General features: G+C 53.2%; 11 protein-coding genes. All 11 read right to left on the bottom strand.

The annotated features are described in order from the left end of the window. Positions 1 to 51 precede the first annotated feature (51 nt). Positions 52 to 2,160 carry a polyribonucleotide nucleotidyltransferase gene (gene pnp / locus BMX00_RS07430; RefSeq protein WP_090828382.1) on the bottom strand — a complete coding sequence of 703 codons (2,109 nt, stop codon included), beginning with the start codon at positions 2,158 to 2,160 and terminating at the stop codon, positions 52 to 54. A 120-nt stretch (positions 2,161 to 2,280) separates the two neighbouring features. After that, positions 2,281 to 2,550, bottom strand: coding sequence for a 30S ribosomal protein S15 (gene rpsO / locus BMX00_RS07425; protein ID WP_090828381.1), 270 nt, complete (start codon positions 2,548 to 2,550; stop codon positions 2,281 to 2,283). 138 nt (positions 2,551 to 2,688) lie between these two features. Then, a complete protein-coding gene (locus tag BMX00_RS07420) occupies positions 2,689 to 3,393 on the bottom strand; it encodes a phosphorylase family protein (protein WP_090828380.1) in 705 nt (234 codons plus the stop codon). Then, entirely contained in the window at positions 3,390 to 5,348 is a 1,959-nt protein-coding gene (shc, locus tag BMX00_RS07415) for a squalene--hopene cyclase (RefSeq protein WP_090828379.1), read from the bottom strand. The genes BMX00_RS07420 and shc overlap by 4 nt, the downstream gene beginning before the upstream one ends. Before the next feature lie 165 nt (positions 5,349 to 5,513). Further along, positions 5,514 to 6,341 (bottom strand): MlaA family lipoprotein, encoded by an 828-nt coding sequence (locus BMX00_RS07410; protein ID WP_090828378.1) that lies wholly within the window; start codon positions 6,339 to 6,341, stop codon positions 5,514 to 5,516. 201 nt (positions 6,342 to 6,542) lie between these two features. Further along, the gene (locus tag BMX00_RS07405) at positions 6,543 to 9,236 is read right to left on the bottom strand and encodes an MMPL family transporter (RefSeq protein ID WP_090828377.1); all 2,694 of its coding nucleotides are present in this window, start codon (positions 9,234 to 9,236) and stop codon (positions 6,543 to 6,545) included. Positions 9,237 to 9,290: 54 nt separating this feature from the next. After that, positions 9,291 to 9,902, bottom strand: a complete 612-nt coding sequence (locus BMX00_RS07400; protein ID WP_245727909.1) for an HpnM family protein — start codon at positions 9,900 to 9,902, stop codon at positions 9,291 to 9,293. Between the two features lie 335 nt (positions 9,903 to 10,237). After that, a complete protein-coding gene (gene hpnH / locus BMX00_RS07395; RefSeq protein WP_090828375.1) occupies positions 10,238 to 11,347 on the bottom strand; it encodes an adenosyl-hopene transferase HpnH in 1,110 nt (369 codons plus the stop codon). Between the two features lie 480 nt (positions 11,348 to 11,827). Next, positions 11,828 to 13,141, bottom strand: a complete 1,314-nt coding sequence (locus BMX00_RS07390) for a porin (RefSeq protein ID WP_090828374.1) — start codon at positions 13,139 to 13,141, stop codon at positions 11,828 to 11,830. A gap of 220 nt (positions 13,142 to 13,361) precedes the next feature. Then, the gene (gene trpC, locus BMX00_RS07385) at positions 13,362 to 14,243 is read right to left on the bottom strand and encodes an indole-3-glycerol phosphate synthase TrpC (protein ID WP_090828373.1); all 882 of its coding nucleotides are present in this window, start codon (positions 14,241 to 14,243) and stop codon (positions 13,362 to 13,364) included. Next, complete coding sequence (gene trpD, locus BMX00_RS07380) at positions 14,236 to 15,288, bottom strand: anthranilate phosphoribosyltransferase (protein ID WP_090828464.1); 1,053 nt, start codon at positions 15,286 to 15,288, stop codon at positions 14,236 to 14,238. Before trpD ends, trpC begins: the two co-directional genes overlap by 8 nt. Positions 15,289 to 15,307: the final 19 nt, after the last annotated feature.

Genomic DNA, 15,307 nt, shown 5'->3' with positions numbered 1-15,307 from the left:
TCAGACTGGGGGGTGTTGTTTCCTAGAAGTATTTTTTAAAGCAGGGCTCGCCTAGGAAACCGCGTTATCTGTGGCATCAGCCGCAACGGCTTTCATACTGAGACGCAAACGTCCCTTGTCATCGGCTTCCAGGACTTTCACGCGGACCACCTGGCCTTCCTTGAGATGATCGGCTACGTTATTGACACGTTCGTTGGCAATTTGCGAAATATGCAGCAAACCATCTTTGCCAGGCAGCACACTGACGATCGCACCAAAATCTAAAAGCTTCAATACGGTACCGTCATATGTTTTTCCCACCTCTACCTCGGCAGTAATATCTTCGATGCGCTTTCTTGCCAGTTCGCCACCTTCGGCATTAATGCAAGCTATCATAACGGTGCCGTCATCAGTGATATCGATGGTGGTGCCGGTCTCCTCCGTAAGTGCCCGGATCACTGCGCCACCCTTTCCGATTACATCACGGATTTTTTCGGGGTTGATTTTCAGCTTGATGATGCGCGGTGCATGCTCGGAGATGTCCGCTCGAGTTGCCGGCAGAGCCTCTTTCATGATCCCGAGAATATGCATGCGTCCTTCTTTTGCCTGGATCAGCGCGGCTTGCAGAATATCTTTCGTAATGCCTTGAATCTTGATATCCATTTGAAGTGCGGTAATACCTTTCTCGGTACCGGCAACCTTGAAGTCCATATCGCCCAGATGATCTTCATCGCCGAGAATATCGGTCAGCACCGCAAACCGGTTGCCCTCCTTGATGAGCCCCATGGCAATGCCCGCCACATGCGACTTTAAGGGCACGCCCGCATCCATTAATGCCAGGCATCCGCCACAAACCGAAGCCATAGAGCTGGAACCGTTGGATTCAGTAATCTCGGATACAACTCGTAGCGAGTAACCAAATTCTTCGGGGGTGGGCAATACCGCAATGAGCGCTCGTTTGGCAAGGCGCCCGTGCCCAATTTCGCGTCGTTTGGGTGTGCCTACACGGCCAGTTTCGCCGGTAGCATAAGCGGGCATGTTATAGTGGAGCATGAAGCGCTCGGAGTAATCTCCTTGTAACGCATCAATTTTTTGTTCATCCCTTCCTGTACCGAGGGTCGCGACAACCAGTGCCTGGGTTTCTCCACGGGTAAATAGGGCTGAGCCATGGGTGCGCGGCAACAGACCGTTGCGTATGGTAATAGGCCGGACTGTGCGAGTATCCCGTCCATCTATGCGGGGTTCGCCATCCAGAATCTGGGAGCGTACGATTCGTGATTCAAGGGCAAAGCATGCTTCCTTTACAGCCTGTGCATCAGGACCACCCTCTTCATCAACGCCGAGCTCGGAAAAGACTTTTCTCCAGATATTATCTATGGTTTCGGAGCGCACCTGTTTCTGCTTCAATTGGAACGCAGCACGCAGATCCGTTTCGGCCAAATCAGCAATTTTTTGAGCCAGGGCCCCATCCCTCTGAGGCGGTACCCAGTCCCATGCGGTAACCCCGGCCTCGTCAGCCAGGCCGTTGATGGCCTCAATCGCCGCCTGCATTTGCTGATGACCATAAGTAATGGCGCCCAGCATTATGTCTTCCGACAGCTCTGTTGCCTCGGATTCCACCATCAGCACAGCTTGTTGGGTTCCTGCGACTACTAAATTCAGTTGCGTTTGCTTTAATTCGGTGGTGGTGGGATTTAGAACATACTCCCCGTTGATGTATCCGACACGGGCTGCGCCAACAGGCCCATCAAATGGTATGCCCGAAAGGACGAGCGCTGCGGATGCGCCGAGCATGGCCGGTATATCCGCGTCCACTTCGTTATCAGACGATAAAACCGTGGCGACGATTTGCACTTCATTATAAAAATTTTCAGGGAACAGCGGACGGATGGGGCGGTCGATCAGGCGGGATGTAAGAATTTCTTTTTCGGAGGGGCGGCCTTCACGTTTAAAAAAGCTGCCGGGTATTTTACCCGCGGCATAGGTGCGTTCCTGATAATCGACAGTCAAGGGAAAAAAGTCTTGCCCCTGCTTAGCGGTCTTTGCGCCTACGACGGTAACCAGAACTACGGTGTCGTCCATGGTAACCATCACAGCGCCGTGCGATTGCCTTGCTATTTCGCCCGTTTCCAGCGTTAATTGATGAGCCCCGTAGGCAATACTTCTCTTTATCGAATTCAATTAGTACCCTTTCTATAAGATCATTTCGTCGTTTCGGCCAGCATTTGGAGCTCAGACTTATTGAAAATGCCTTTTTAAAAAGCAATTCAAATTCGCTATCTCTCCTTCAGAAGAGAGATGTCACTTGCGCAGGCCTAGACGCTCGATTAGCATGCGGTATCGGTCTGTGCTGCTGTGCTTCAGGTAATCGAGCAATTTACGGCGGCGGCTAACCATGCGCAATAAGCCGCGACGAGAATGATGATCCTTAACGTGTGCTTTGAAATGACTGGCTAAGTCGTTGATCCGCGTCGTCAATAACGCGACTTGTACTTCGGGGGAACCCGTATCTCCAGCGGCTCGCTGATAGTCGCGCACCACCTGTGCTTTTTGATCGGTTGTGACTGGCATGTGCTCTCCATTAAATGCCTGATGCGAAAGGGCGATATTCTACTCGTTAAGGAATCCCGGAACAAGTTTTCCGTGGATGCCTGGTTGAATAACGAAGCTATCGCTTGCGTTGATAGAGGGACAACCTGTTCAGAGACTTCAGGCGATCCCTAATTCCGTGCCGGCATATTTCGCCACGGTGGACAAAGTGGAACACGCCGCACGAGACTCCACCGCGAGACGAAGTAAAGTTGAGAGTGATACAGAGCCTCGTAACAACAAAAGCAGCAGACGGGCGAGATTGGCGCTGCCATCCGGATGGACCGCATCCATTAGAATAGCGGGTGGCGAAAACTCTACCGCATCAGAGATCACACGCACTGCCATGAACGGCAAATCCGCATGAGCGGCAGCTTCTGCCACTGCTCCACTTTCCATGTCTACCGCGCACGCCCCGGTAGCGCGCGCCAACTCGAGCTTTGCACTTGCCGAACTCAGCACTAGTCTGCTCGTGGCCAATGTACCGTCGCTGACATTCAGGGAGGCGGGAAGCATCTGCCGTAGACGCGATCTCCAGCTTAAGTCGACGGGCATGGAATAGCCGGCATGAATAGCTTCTGGCAATACCAGATCGCCGGGGCGCAAGTTTGGATCCAGCGCCCCCGCAAACCCGAAGCTCATCAGGGCAGTCGCCCCGCCTGCCTTTAATCCTGCTGCTGCTTGCAGGGCCGCCTCTTCTCCCATACCACAGAGCCATATCGACGCGCTCTGGCCCAGGCTGATTCTTTGGTTAAAAGGCAAGTGACGCCGCGTAATACAGCGGGCCTCCATCCGCATTGCCGTGACAATTCCTATTTTTCTCACACAGAAGTCTTGCGGCTCAGTGATTGGAATCTGGCCAGGGCCCACACGGGGAAATATTTGTCATAGCCATGATATTTCAGGTAAAAAACCTTGGGAAAACCCGGGGCGGTAAACCATGGATCGTGCCATAAGCCATCACTGCCCTGCTCGTATAACAAGTATTCGATACCACGGCGGACCTCATGGCTATGCCCTTCGCCAGCCGCCATCAGAGCCAGCACCGCCCAGCCTGTCTGAAAGGACGTGCTTCGGTTAAACTGTCCGGCCTGCGCCGGTGTGAAATAACTGTCATTGCCTTCACCCCATCCGCCATCATCACGTTGCACGGACTTCAGCCATTGTACTGCCCGGCGAACAGCGAGGTGATTCATATCCACGCGGGCTAGCCGGAAAGCTTCAAGTACCGACCAGGTGCCGTAAATATAATTGCTCCCCCAGCGCCCAAACCATGCACCGCTGGGTTCCTGCTCACGGAACAAGTATTCAAGACCCCGTTCCACGTTCTGCTTGTGTCTGGGTTCGCCATATAATGCCAGAAAGCCCGCGCAGCGAGCTGTCACATCGCTGGTAGGCGGATCGAGCAATGCGCCATGATCTGCAAAAGGGATTTCATTGAGGTAGTAATAGGTATTATCGGAATCGAAAGCCGCAAAGCCGCCATTACTCGATTGCATGCCGGCAAGCCAGTCTGCCGCTCGCTTTATATTCTCGCGATAAACGTCTGAATCTGCCTGCTGCAGCGCCCATGCTGCCGCAGCGGTATCATCCAGATCCGGATAATGGGGATTTGCATATTGGAACGCCCAGCCGCCCCCCGCCAATCCCGGATGAGCGCCCCGCCAATCCGCGGGTGCGTCAAGTATCTGGTTGGGAATCAGCCAATCAAGAGCCTTTCTTATAGGCTTCTGATCCACGTCGGGATCTTCCTGTAAGGCAAGGGTTGCCAGAACGGTATCCCATACCGGTGAGGTGCACGGCTGAACCCAGGCGCGCTCCCCCTCTTCGACCACGAGTCCGAGTAGTGCCTTGCGGCACTGTTCCCGATAAGGATGTTCGTAGGGATATCCCAACAATGCAAGTGCTTCGCTCGCGTTTACGATGGCCGGAAAAATTGCTCCCAGCCCGCATTCGCCATTAAGCCGCTCAACTATCCAGCGTTCTGCCCGACGGAGTGCGATACGGCGCAAGGCCTGGGGGATGAACGGTTCAAATAGCGAAGCAGTACGTTCGATGAGCAGGAGCAGTCGGTTGAGGCGAGTGCGCACGGGAAAATAATCTCGCTCTTGTTCCGGGGCAACCGTGAAAAGCTCACGAATATGGACGTTACGAGGATTTGCTGCGCGTGCTTTCAGGCTGCAAAGGATGGATAGCGGCACCGTCACAGTACGAGACCAATACGAAACCTTGCTCAAGTGAAACGGGAACCATTGAGGTAACAGTATGATCTCGACCGGTACAAATGGAACGCCTCGCCAGGGAATCTGGCCGTACATTGCAAGCATCAAGCGGGTAAATACATTCGCCCGGGCTGCGCCGCCATGATTCAGAATAGCCGCGCGGGCGCGCGCCATATGGGGGGCCTCCGGCGCGTCGCCCGCAATTTTCAGGGCATAGTATGCCTTGACTGTGCCGCTTAGATCAAAATGCCCGCCATAGAACAACGGCCAGCCGCCATGCTCGGGATCCTGCTTCTCACGAATGAACCGGGCAATTCTGCCTTCAAGTCCTATATCCACTTCATTCATGAAGTGCATCATTAGCACATATTCCGCCGGAATCGTGCAGTCCGCTTCCAGGGGAAAACACCAGTGGCCGTTTTCTTTTTGAAGAGACAGCAGAGCCTTGCGCGCCGCAGCCAACCCATCCTCTGGCGATTTTATATCCGTACTGGTATTTGACGAACCGACGTACCGATCGTGCGAAGCCAATCTGGCTATGGTTTTAAATATCTTCATTTGTTTTTACCATGCTCCCTCAAGCGGGTTACGCAAATTACCCAACGCATCCATATTATTGTCATATGTAGCTGCTATCATCACGAAAATGGTTTTGCGAGAAAATCCCAACTGCAAAGACGAGTCGCCGCTTAATACAAATGGGTCATGTCCATCTGGAACCTCTTACGGCCTCGGTTTAATGGTTTGGCCTACAGTTCCGGCTGCGGGCTCGTTCGGTGGTATGTCGTGGTTCATCGGATCATCATAGCTTTCGGGTGGCGGGTCGCCATCGTAAATCAAATGCTTGCGCTGTTGTAAAAACCCTTCACGCACAAATAGATAGGGATCCAGCGCTGCCTGGTCGCGAACACGCATGGGTCCCGATAACCGGGCCCGCTTATCGATGATACCTAGAACGGAAATCGGCGCCATCACGGCGCTACTCGCGAATGTTCCCGCGACAAACAGCATATTGCTGAAAAAACTCACCGGAATGCCGGGCGCGTCCCGATAGCTGCTGGGGCCGAGCAGAGGAACAAAAAGATAAGATCCCGTGCCAACCCCCCAAACGCCGAGCGTTTGGCCAAAGTCCTCGTCATGCTGTGGCAGTCCCATAGGCCCCGCCACATCGAAAAGACCCACCCCGCCTATTGTGGAGTTTATGACGAAACGCAAAGTGTCCTGAAACCCCTGACGTATCTTTCCCTGCAAAAAATCATTTAGTATGACGTTTGGATAAGCGACATTGTCGTAGAAATTGCCGATCGAACGCTGCATGGGGTTGGGCACATACTTTATATACACGTCCGCAACCGGCGCCAGAATATTCCGGTCGACCATATCGGTAAATTCGTAAAATTTACGATTAGTTTTCTCGTTAGGGTCAATGGAATCCATTCTCTCATGGGATTCGAGCGCCTCCATGTTCGGGTCGCTCGGGCGCATGGTTGCACAACCTGCCAGCACTGATGCACATACCAGCAATAAGGCGAGAATCGGTGTACTTTTCATGATCAGGCAAGACGCAGAGCCAACCTTGTTAATAGTATTGGATCCCCCGTAATTCTTTTTAATCCTTTTTAATTCTTAATCCGGTTGAATTATCTCAAGGTGCGAATTATAAACAATAATTGCCCAAGTCGCGTATAACTTTATCTGTTACTGAAAAAGCCGGCGGAAGGCTTGGCATGCTCAATCTTTCCAAAGTCAAACTCATGACCTTGACCTCGCTTCTTCGGAATTTCCCGCGCCGATACTTCGGGTGGGCGCCCGCAGTAGTACCGGAAGTATCACAAGAGTACATATCAGGGTAAAAGTCAGGCCGACCGTAAGCAATATTCCCATGCTGGCAGTGCCTTGATGCGAGGAAAGCATGAGGCTTGCAAAATCAACCAGGGCAGTCAAGGCGCTGTAGAAAATTGCGCGGGCGGTACTTGTATGAATCAGAACTTCGCTGACCAGTTCATTGTTAAGGCTTCGATGCACCATGTGCAGACTGCTGTCGATACCAAGACCAAGCAACAGCGGCAAGGCAATAATATTTGCGAAGTTGAACGGTACACCCAGCAAAACAGTGAATGCGGCGGTGAACAAGCTGGATAACAGCAGTGGAATCAATACGAGCAATGCGTATTTAAAGCTGCGCAACACTATCAATAACGCCACGATAATGCCTGCCAGAGCTAACAGAAATGCCTGAATGAATGCCTGTACCACGGCCTCTCCTGCCTCAAGACTGACCATGGGCGCGCCAGTAGCGTTCGGCGCCACACGCTGCACTGCATGCACAAAGCGGCGTAACGCTTCATTGTCGTTAAGATCTTCCGCTGGATAGATGGCCAACCGATACTCGCCCGATTGGCTGCGCCAGCGTTGGCTTAACGATTCCGGAAGATCCTGCTCACCAAACGGGGCAGCGTTGGTAGCAGCACGGAGGTTCTCCAGGGCGGTAGGCAACGTCGCCAGCAGATCTTCCTCCACCGAGCGCAGCAGATTATTTCTCTCGGCAGGGTTAGCGGCATCAAGTTGGGCAAAAAGCTTGCCGAGGGAGACCCTGAGGGCACGTGCCGCCTCGGCAGCGGGATGGTGAGGATGATCGGCTATCAGCTGATCCAGCGAGGCAGCCAGTTCATTCAGTGCCTTGCGCTGTTGCGCCGATATATGTTCGCCCGCCACGCGTTTCCCCGTCGATAGGGTAATCGGCCCCATCGTGAGCGCCATTTCCTCGATCAGCATGAGTTTTTCATCCTGATCCTTTGGCACAAAGTCAAGAAGGGTGACCACTTTATTCACTTCCGGAAGTTCCGCCAGGCGCTGAGCCAAATGTGCAGCTTCGTTGCGGTCTTTAGCCAACGTAAACGCATGCCAAGGCGAATGGTCTGGTTCTGAAAGAAGTTCCCGAAACGTCTTTATCGCTTCTCCGTTCTGATCCTGCATATTCAGCAGGTTATAGTCAAACCTAACCTGAGGCAGCATCGCAAGCGCAGCAATTGAAGCCGCCAATGTAACGGCATAGGTCAACTTATGCCACCTCAAAGACAGCTCGAGCACTTTCCCTACCGGGCTCTTCCCATTAACCGATTTCGTTGGGAACCGTTTCGGTAGAAAGCGTAGCAGGGCAGGGCCTATGGTTAGCGTCACCAGCAAACTGATGATCATGCCTGTACCCGAGATAATCCCTAACTCCGCTACCCCTTTGTAATCGGTGGGTATGAACGCGTAGAAACCAATGGCGTTGGTGATTGTGCACGCGGTCAACGCGGCGCCCGCATCGCCGCCCGACATGCGCATGGCCTCGGCCGGCAGAGCCCTGCCCTCAAGAACCTCTCTGTACCGTAGCAGAAAGTGGATAGCAAAGTCCGCCCCCAAACCGATGTACAGCACGGCAAATGCGATGGAAATCAGATTCAGGTGACCGACGACAGCAGTAGCGAACGCCGCGGTGAGAATCAGGCCCATCGTCAGACAAACGAGTACATTGAGTATCAGTCCCCCAGTACGCATCGCGAAGTAGAGCACCACGCCGACCAAAACAAATGTGAGAACTCCCGCGAATTCCATGCCGCGTAACGAACTGTTGAGTTCATCATCGGCTAATGCAACCTCGCCGGTTATGCGCAGCCGCACGGGACTGTCATCTGTTACGCCGGTTTCTCTTGCTGCGGCACGAAGTGCCGAAATGGATTGCTCAGCCGGGAATAGTTGAGAATAATCAAGCCTGGGCTTTATTACGATCAATTCCTGGTATTTCCTTTTTTGGGGCTCACCCTGAAATAGCGTCTGCCACGACAATTCTCGGGGCGAACCGGCGAGGCGCGCATCCACTGTTGCGCTCACGCCCGCTAGCACCGGGCGAAGTTCCATGGTGCGGCCTTTCCGTAATTCCTCGACTGCTCCGCTGATTACAGCAGCAAGCGCCTGCAAGCTCGGGTCTCGTGCGATATGTGCAATGAGCGGCTGGGCCGCTGCCAGACGATCCGTGATGCGTTCCAGTTCTGGGATGCTCTCGTAAAGCAAGGCATTGCGTGAAAAAAAATCGTCAACCTTGGGCGGATAGATATCGTGGAAGTTTAAGGTGTCCTGCTTTAGGCGGGTTACAAGACGCTTTGTCGCAATTTGAGCCTGCTCGGGCGTGGGTGCTTCCAGTACCGCTAGCATCGTGTCCACGTCCTGAGGGAACGTTTTATTGTAGTGCTTCATATTGACGCGGAACGGCAAGTGCTCGGAGAGCATGTCCGTCGTGTCCGTATTCATACCGAGGTGGCGCGAGACGTATATGCCGCATCCCGCGGCGACCAGCAAAGCGATAAGAAGGACCCAGCCGCCATAACGGTACGAAATAACTGACCAGTGGGCAAAGAGCTCGTAGGTGCGGCTATGAGAAGAAGCGTGGGGTGGAGGAGTCATCCTTCTGGGAAGCAATTTTGGACAAACAGTCCCTGCTGCTAGACGGTTGTTTTCTTAGCCTTGCTCGGTCAGGACGATTTTTTTCTTGAGCATGTCGATGAGTGTGGGAAACCCATCGCGTTGAAGAATGGCGCGGTATTCGACGCGTTTCAGCGCGAGGTCGCTGACTCCGTCCGCCAGGATATTGATGATGCGCCAGCCATCTTTCCCCTGCCGTAGGATGTAATCGAAACGTACGACTTCGCCGCTTGGCTGGACCAGCCTGCTGCGCACCATAACCTGATCTCGTGGCATGGCTTGTCGCTCCAGAAATTCGAAACGCTCCCCCCCGTAACCCTTAAACCATCCCGCATACGTCCCAATGCTCAGTTTGCGGAAGATATCTGAAAAAGTGCGCTGTTGCTCGGCATCCAATTGAGCCCAATTGGCCCCCAGGGTAGTGCGTGCAATGAAATCGAGATCGTGAGTTTGATCAACAACAGGAGCCAGCAAATCAAAACGGCCGCGATAGCCGAGTTTTTCGCCTTCACGCATTGCCTTGATAAGTGAGTCATGCAAATAATTCACCACCTGTTCCGGACCACGGGCATCCGGCGCTTCCGCCCAAGTGCAGGGCGCGATCAGCACCATGACCCCGATAATCTGGAATTGCAATAAGGACTTCATTCTGTGCAGGACTCTCATCTCGACAACCTTAACCAAGTGTATTTATCTTGCCTAAACCGAACGGCTCAGCCACAGGGTACAAATTTGTGCAGAACTAGCTGATGTGTCAGAGGCCAGCATCGAGCTTTAATGCTGGAAAGTTTTTTATTTCAAATTCGATTCACTGCTAGCGCAACCGGCGACCAGGGGGCCTCAGATTCTTGCTCCGCAATGAATAATTTCACATGTTGAGTATTCTGGAGCGGAACCAGCTGCTCCGCGGTACGCCATCAAACAGCATAGGCTTGGATGACGTACCGGGCGGCCGGCTCATAGAGGATATCCTGGCAGTATAATTATCGCTCTACCTTGACTGGAATACCACCAATCGTCTTTCGGGGTTTTAGTTGCTCGGTCGCCCATTTTGGGGTCGGCTCGGCTACCATGGGACCGGTCGTTTTCGGCCCCCTGATGGAGGTGATAAAAGCCTTTATCGGATGCTGTAACATATCTTCAACCGCGGTCGCCTCATAGCCGCAGTGAGCCATGCATTGGGCACACTTAGGATTGCTGCTGTTGCCGTATTTTTCCCAAGGCGTATCATCCAACAGCTCCTGGAATGTTGCCGCATAGCCTTCATCCGTCAACAAATAGCAGGGTTTTTGCCAGCCAAATATGTTACGGGTTGGGTTACCCCAGGGCGTGCACTGATAATTCTGGTTGCCGGCCAAAAAATCTAAGTAAAGCGAGGAATGGTTTAATTTCCAGTTGCGGGTCTTGCCAAGCTTGAAAATATCTCGAAATAAATTCTTGGTATCCTTTCCCTTAATGAAGATGTCTTGTCTCGGAGCACGCTCATAGCTGAATCCCGGTGCAATGGTCGCGCCTTCCACACCCAGTTCCATTGCATAATCGAGAAACTCAGCGACATCCTCCGGGGTTTCACCTTGAAACAGGGTACAGTTTACGGTAACCCGGAATCCTTTCGATACTGCTACTTTTATAGCCTCAACCGCCCGATCAAAAACGCCGTCCTGGCAAACCGAGGCATCGTGCCTCTCTTTCAGGCCATCCAGATGAACGGAAAAAGTCAGAAAAGGGGATGGCGTATAATCGTCAATCTTTTTCTTCAAAAGCAGCGCATTTGTACACAAATAGACATACTTCTTCCGTGCCACGATGCCGGCGACGATTTCGGGCATTTCCTTGTGTATCAGGGGCTCGCCGCCTGGAATCGATACCATGGGCGCACCGCACTCATCAACAGCCTGCATGCATTCCTCAAATGAAAGCCGTTTGTCCAGAATCTCGTCGGGATAGTCGATCTTGCCACACCCTGCACAGGCTAAATTACAACGAAATAGAGGTTCCAGCATCAGAACCATAGGGTATTTCTTGACCCCTTTCAACTTCTGCTTCAGCAGATAACCGGCGACAGTTAGCTGTTGACGTAACGGCACTCCCATGACGAACCCTCCAAAAAACTCAATAAACTGATTGATAGCCGCAGGCGAAACCGCCTTGATTTTCCCGTTATTTTCAGGCTGAATGTGACTCGATCACGCTGGTCTCTTAGGTATGCAACCTCATTCCCGGCGCTGCCAGACTTGGTAGATGTCACTTCGCTTGTTTCAATTTGCTCACAGATATTGACGAGTACGGGTTTGCGCCAGTCTGCCCATTTTTTGTAATGGCATTTTTATCGCGTCAGTATGGTAGCACGTATATTTCATAAACTAAACACATACCCTTTTCAGGGTTAATTGCTTTTAATCAAGGCACTATAAATGCCGGGACTCGACAGAACCGAGAGGGGCGAAACGGGCCTTTAGCCTGACTCAATAGTTCGCCTGATCCACCTTCCTGATACGACCTCTCAAAATCTTTTCATTGGAAAACAAAAAAATGGGGCGCTAGGCGCCCCATTCTTAACTACCTTGCTTCTATTAGAAGTTATGACGAAGGCCAATCGTATAAGTAGCGCGGTTACCTGTTGCGTACGCAGGTGCGGTGAAGGTTGCACCACCGGAGTCGGTAGCAACACCGGGCAGGTCATTCGCAGCAGCAGTATTACCGTTTCTTACATAAACATGTTGATAGCCGCCGAAGATACTGGTGCGTTTGCTCAGGTTGTGAATGACGCCCACCGTGAAGCTATCGGCAGCACGTTTTTGTGCGGCAGGAACAAACCCGTTACCGCCCGTTGAGTTCGCGTGAGTCATACCACCTTGGGCCACCAGGGTGGTGTTGCCCCATCTGTAGCTACCCATCGCGTGCCAGATGTTACCGTCACCGCCCCAGTTCATTGCGGAATTGCATTGCCCAGTCACAAGGCCATGGCCGGGGTTTAAGGTGCTAGCCGCGTCAAGAGGATTAGCAGTCAGGGAAGCAGCGGTGGTACAGGTCGCCGAACCAATCGCGTTGTTGATTTGTTCATATTGGCCGGCGAATTTCAGATTTTCCCAGCTCCAGGCAGCGCCCACACGCCATACTTCTTCAGTTTTCAGACCGATGGCTCTCTGGAAGCTATTGGCGTTGTCGCGGGAGTAGCCACCGAATACATCAAATCCCATGCCCATGAAGTCAGCATGGTATTTGGCAGCAGCCTGACCGTCGAAGTCACCGTTCCGGCCGCCGGTATTGCCTTGGCTACCCAAGCCACCGGGAAGGAAGCTGGATGTGATGCTGCCGGAATTAAGAGGATTGAGCGTGTTGGCATCGCCGGGCATGAATAGAGCGGCGAACGAAAAACCTGCCATATTCGCGGAATCGAAACGGATCGCACTATTGACGAAGCCGTTTGCACCCGAACCCAGGCCGTTGGCGCCGCCGGACATGGTACCGCCCGCGCCGTTGGCTTGCAGGGTGGTATAAGCGAACGGATCGATTGTCATCCCACCGGCAAAGTCTTTGAACGGAGATTGAACACGGCCGAATTTGACATCGCCCCATTGATTGCTGGAAAGCCCAACCCATTGTTCACGGGGCGTCGTGGCGGAACCGGAACCCGTGTTCAACCCCATTTCCAGGCGTGCGTTGGCTTTCAGCCCGTTACCCAGATCTTCCGTGATATGCAAACCCCACCGTGAGGAGCGGGAGTTATCTTGAAGCCCCCCTTGGCTGTGCTGGGTGGAAAAATCGACGAGGCTGTATTCAGCTTGTACCCGGCCAAAAATCGTGACGTTTGTCCCCTGAGCGGATGCAACCACCGGGGCCGCGAGTGCACCGGCGACAGCCAGAGCAATCAGTTTCTTTTTCATGTGGAAAATCTCCTTTAAAGTTGAAACGGTGGGTCCTCTCACCGACCCTATTTCGGTGGAGTGTGTCCCGCTGCTTGGACCTCTCAGAGTGAGAGGGTTGAGAGATTGTGCCTAACGCGGCAACACCTAGCAAGGAAATAAAGAGAGTTTGCGTTGGGGGGGGATTTATTTGTTGCTTTTTTGCAACAGACTGTTTCCAGCTGTAACCGAATAGATGGAATTAGCCGACTTCATAAGAGCTCTTTCCCGAGACATATGCTGTCTGGTTCTCTTCGAACAGCCGCGCCAGCTCCACACCCGGATCGGCGACGCGCATAAACGCTTCGCCGATCAAAAACGCATTTACCCCATGGTCGCGCATCAGCGCGACATCAGCCGGCGCGCGCACGCCGCTTTCGGTAATCACCATACGTGACGGAGGGATGCGATTCAATAATTGTAACGTGGTGTCCAGGCTTGTTTCGAAAGTACGTAAATTACGGTTATTGATACCGATCAGCGGAGAATTCAATTGCAGCGCGAGTTCCAGATCCTCGTCATCATGCACCTCCACCAGCGCTGCCATGCCCAGCGCATGCGCGAGCGATTCGAGTTTGAGCATCTCCGCCACCATTTTCTCCGGATGCTTCCCCTCTTCGCCCGGAACGGGCGACATTCGAAAGGCAGCGACAATTATCAAAATACAGTCGCCACCCATCGCCCGGGTCTGGAACACCTGATATTCTTCCAATAAGAAATCCTTGCGCAGAACCGGAAGATTACAGGCGGCCCTGGCCTGCTTCAAATATTTCACACTACCGCAAAAAAAACGCTCATCGGTAAGCACCGACAGGCAGGCCGCACCATGTAGCGCATAGCTCATGGCGATAGCGGCGGAATCGAAGTGCTCTCTTATTACACCTTTGCTGGGGCTGGCCTTCTTGATTTCCGCAATAACGGCGGGCCGCCCGGCGGCAATCCTGGCGCGAAGGGCACCGGTAAAGTCCCGCGGTGGTGGTGCAGCTTCTGCCTCCCGGCGCATCGCAAGCAATGGTTTTAGGGTTTTTGCCGCGGCGATTTCTTCAAGCTTGACGGCAAGAATTTGTTGCAGAATGTCAGCCATGGGCCGAACCCGAAGTGTTGTCCCGATTCGAGAACGCGACAAGTTCGCATAACTTTGCTTTCGCAGCACCGCTTTCGATTGCTGCGCGTGCTTTTGCTACACCTCGTTCCAGCGACTCTGCCACCCCTGCCAAATAAATCGCCGCACCTGCGTTAAGTAGCACGATATCCAGAGCCGGGCCGGGCTGATTATCCAGCACTGATGTCAGAATCATTCTGGAATGGGCAGGGTCCTGTGCTTGTATCGTTTCGATGGGGGCGGTTTTCATGCCGAAATCCTCCGGTCTGACGAGGTATTCAATTACCTCGTCATGCCTGAGCTCGCCTATCCAGGTTTCGCCGGCTATGGTGATCTCATCCAATCCGCCTTGGTCACCACTGCCGTGGACCACCATTACGTGATGGCTACCCAGGCGCTGCAGCACTCGCGTCAGTATGCCGACGAGATCCGGGTGAAACACACCTAGCAACTGGTTCTTCGCCCCTGCAGGATTGGTCAGCGGACCCAAAATATTAAATAGGGTACGAATGCCCAGTTCGCGCCGTACGGGCGCGGCGTGTTTCATCGCATTATGAAAATGGGGGGCGAACATGAAGCCGAGGCCGATTTCTCCTATATCCTCTGCTATTTGCGCAGGTGTCTGGTTGAGGTTGACGCCAAGCGCCTCTAGCACATCGGCGCTTCCTGATTTGCTGGAAACGGAGCGCCCTCCATGCTTGGCGACTCTTGCCCCGGCGGCGGCCGCGACGAACGCCGCCGCGGTGGAAATATTGAACGTATGGGCGGAGTCTCCGCCCGTGCCGCAGGTGTCCACAAGATGTTGCTGATCCGGCACTTCTACCCGGGTCGCAAATTCCCGCATTACTTGCGCCGCGGCGGCAATTTCCCCAATCGTTTCCTTTTTTACCCGCAACCCGGTGATGATCGCTGCAATCAGCGCTTGCGACAGCTCCCCACGCATGATTTGGCGCATGAGCGAGAGCATCTCATCGTGAAAAATTTCACGATGTTCGATGATGCGGGTCAGCGCTTCCTGCGGTTTCATAACGATGTCCTTTTTGGAT

The sequence above is a fragment of the Nitrosovibrio tenuis genome (assembly GCF_900109785.1).
In the GTDB taxonomy this organism is placed as follows: Bacteria; Pseudomonadota; Gammaproteobacteria; order Burkholderiales; family Nitrosomonadaceae; genus Nitrosospira; species Nitrosospira tenuis_A.
Note: the sequence above shows the minus strand (reverse complement) of the source record. Positions and strands in the feature narration are given on the sequence as shown.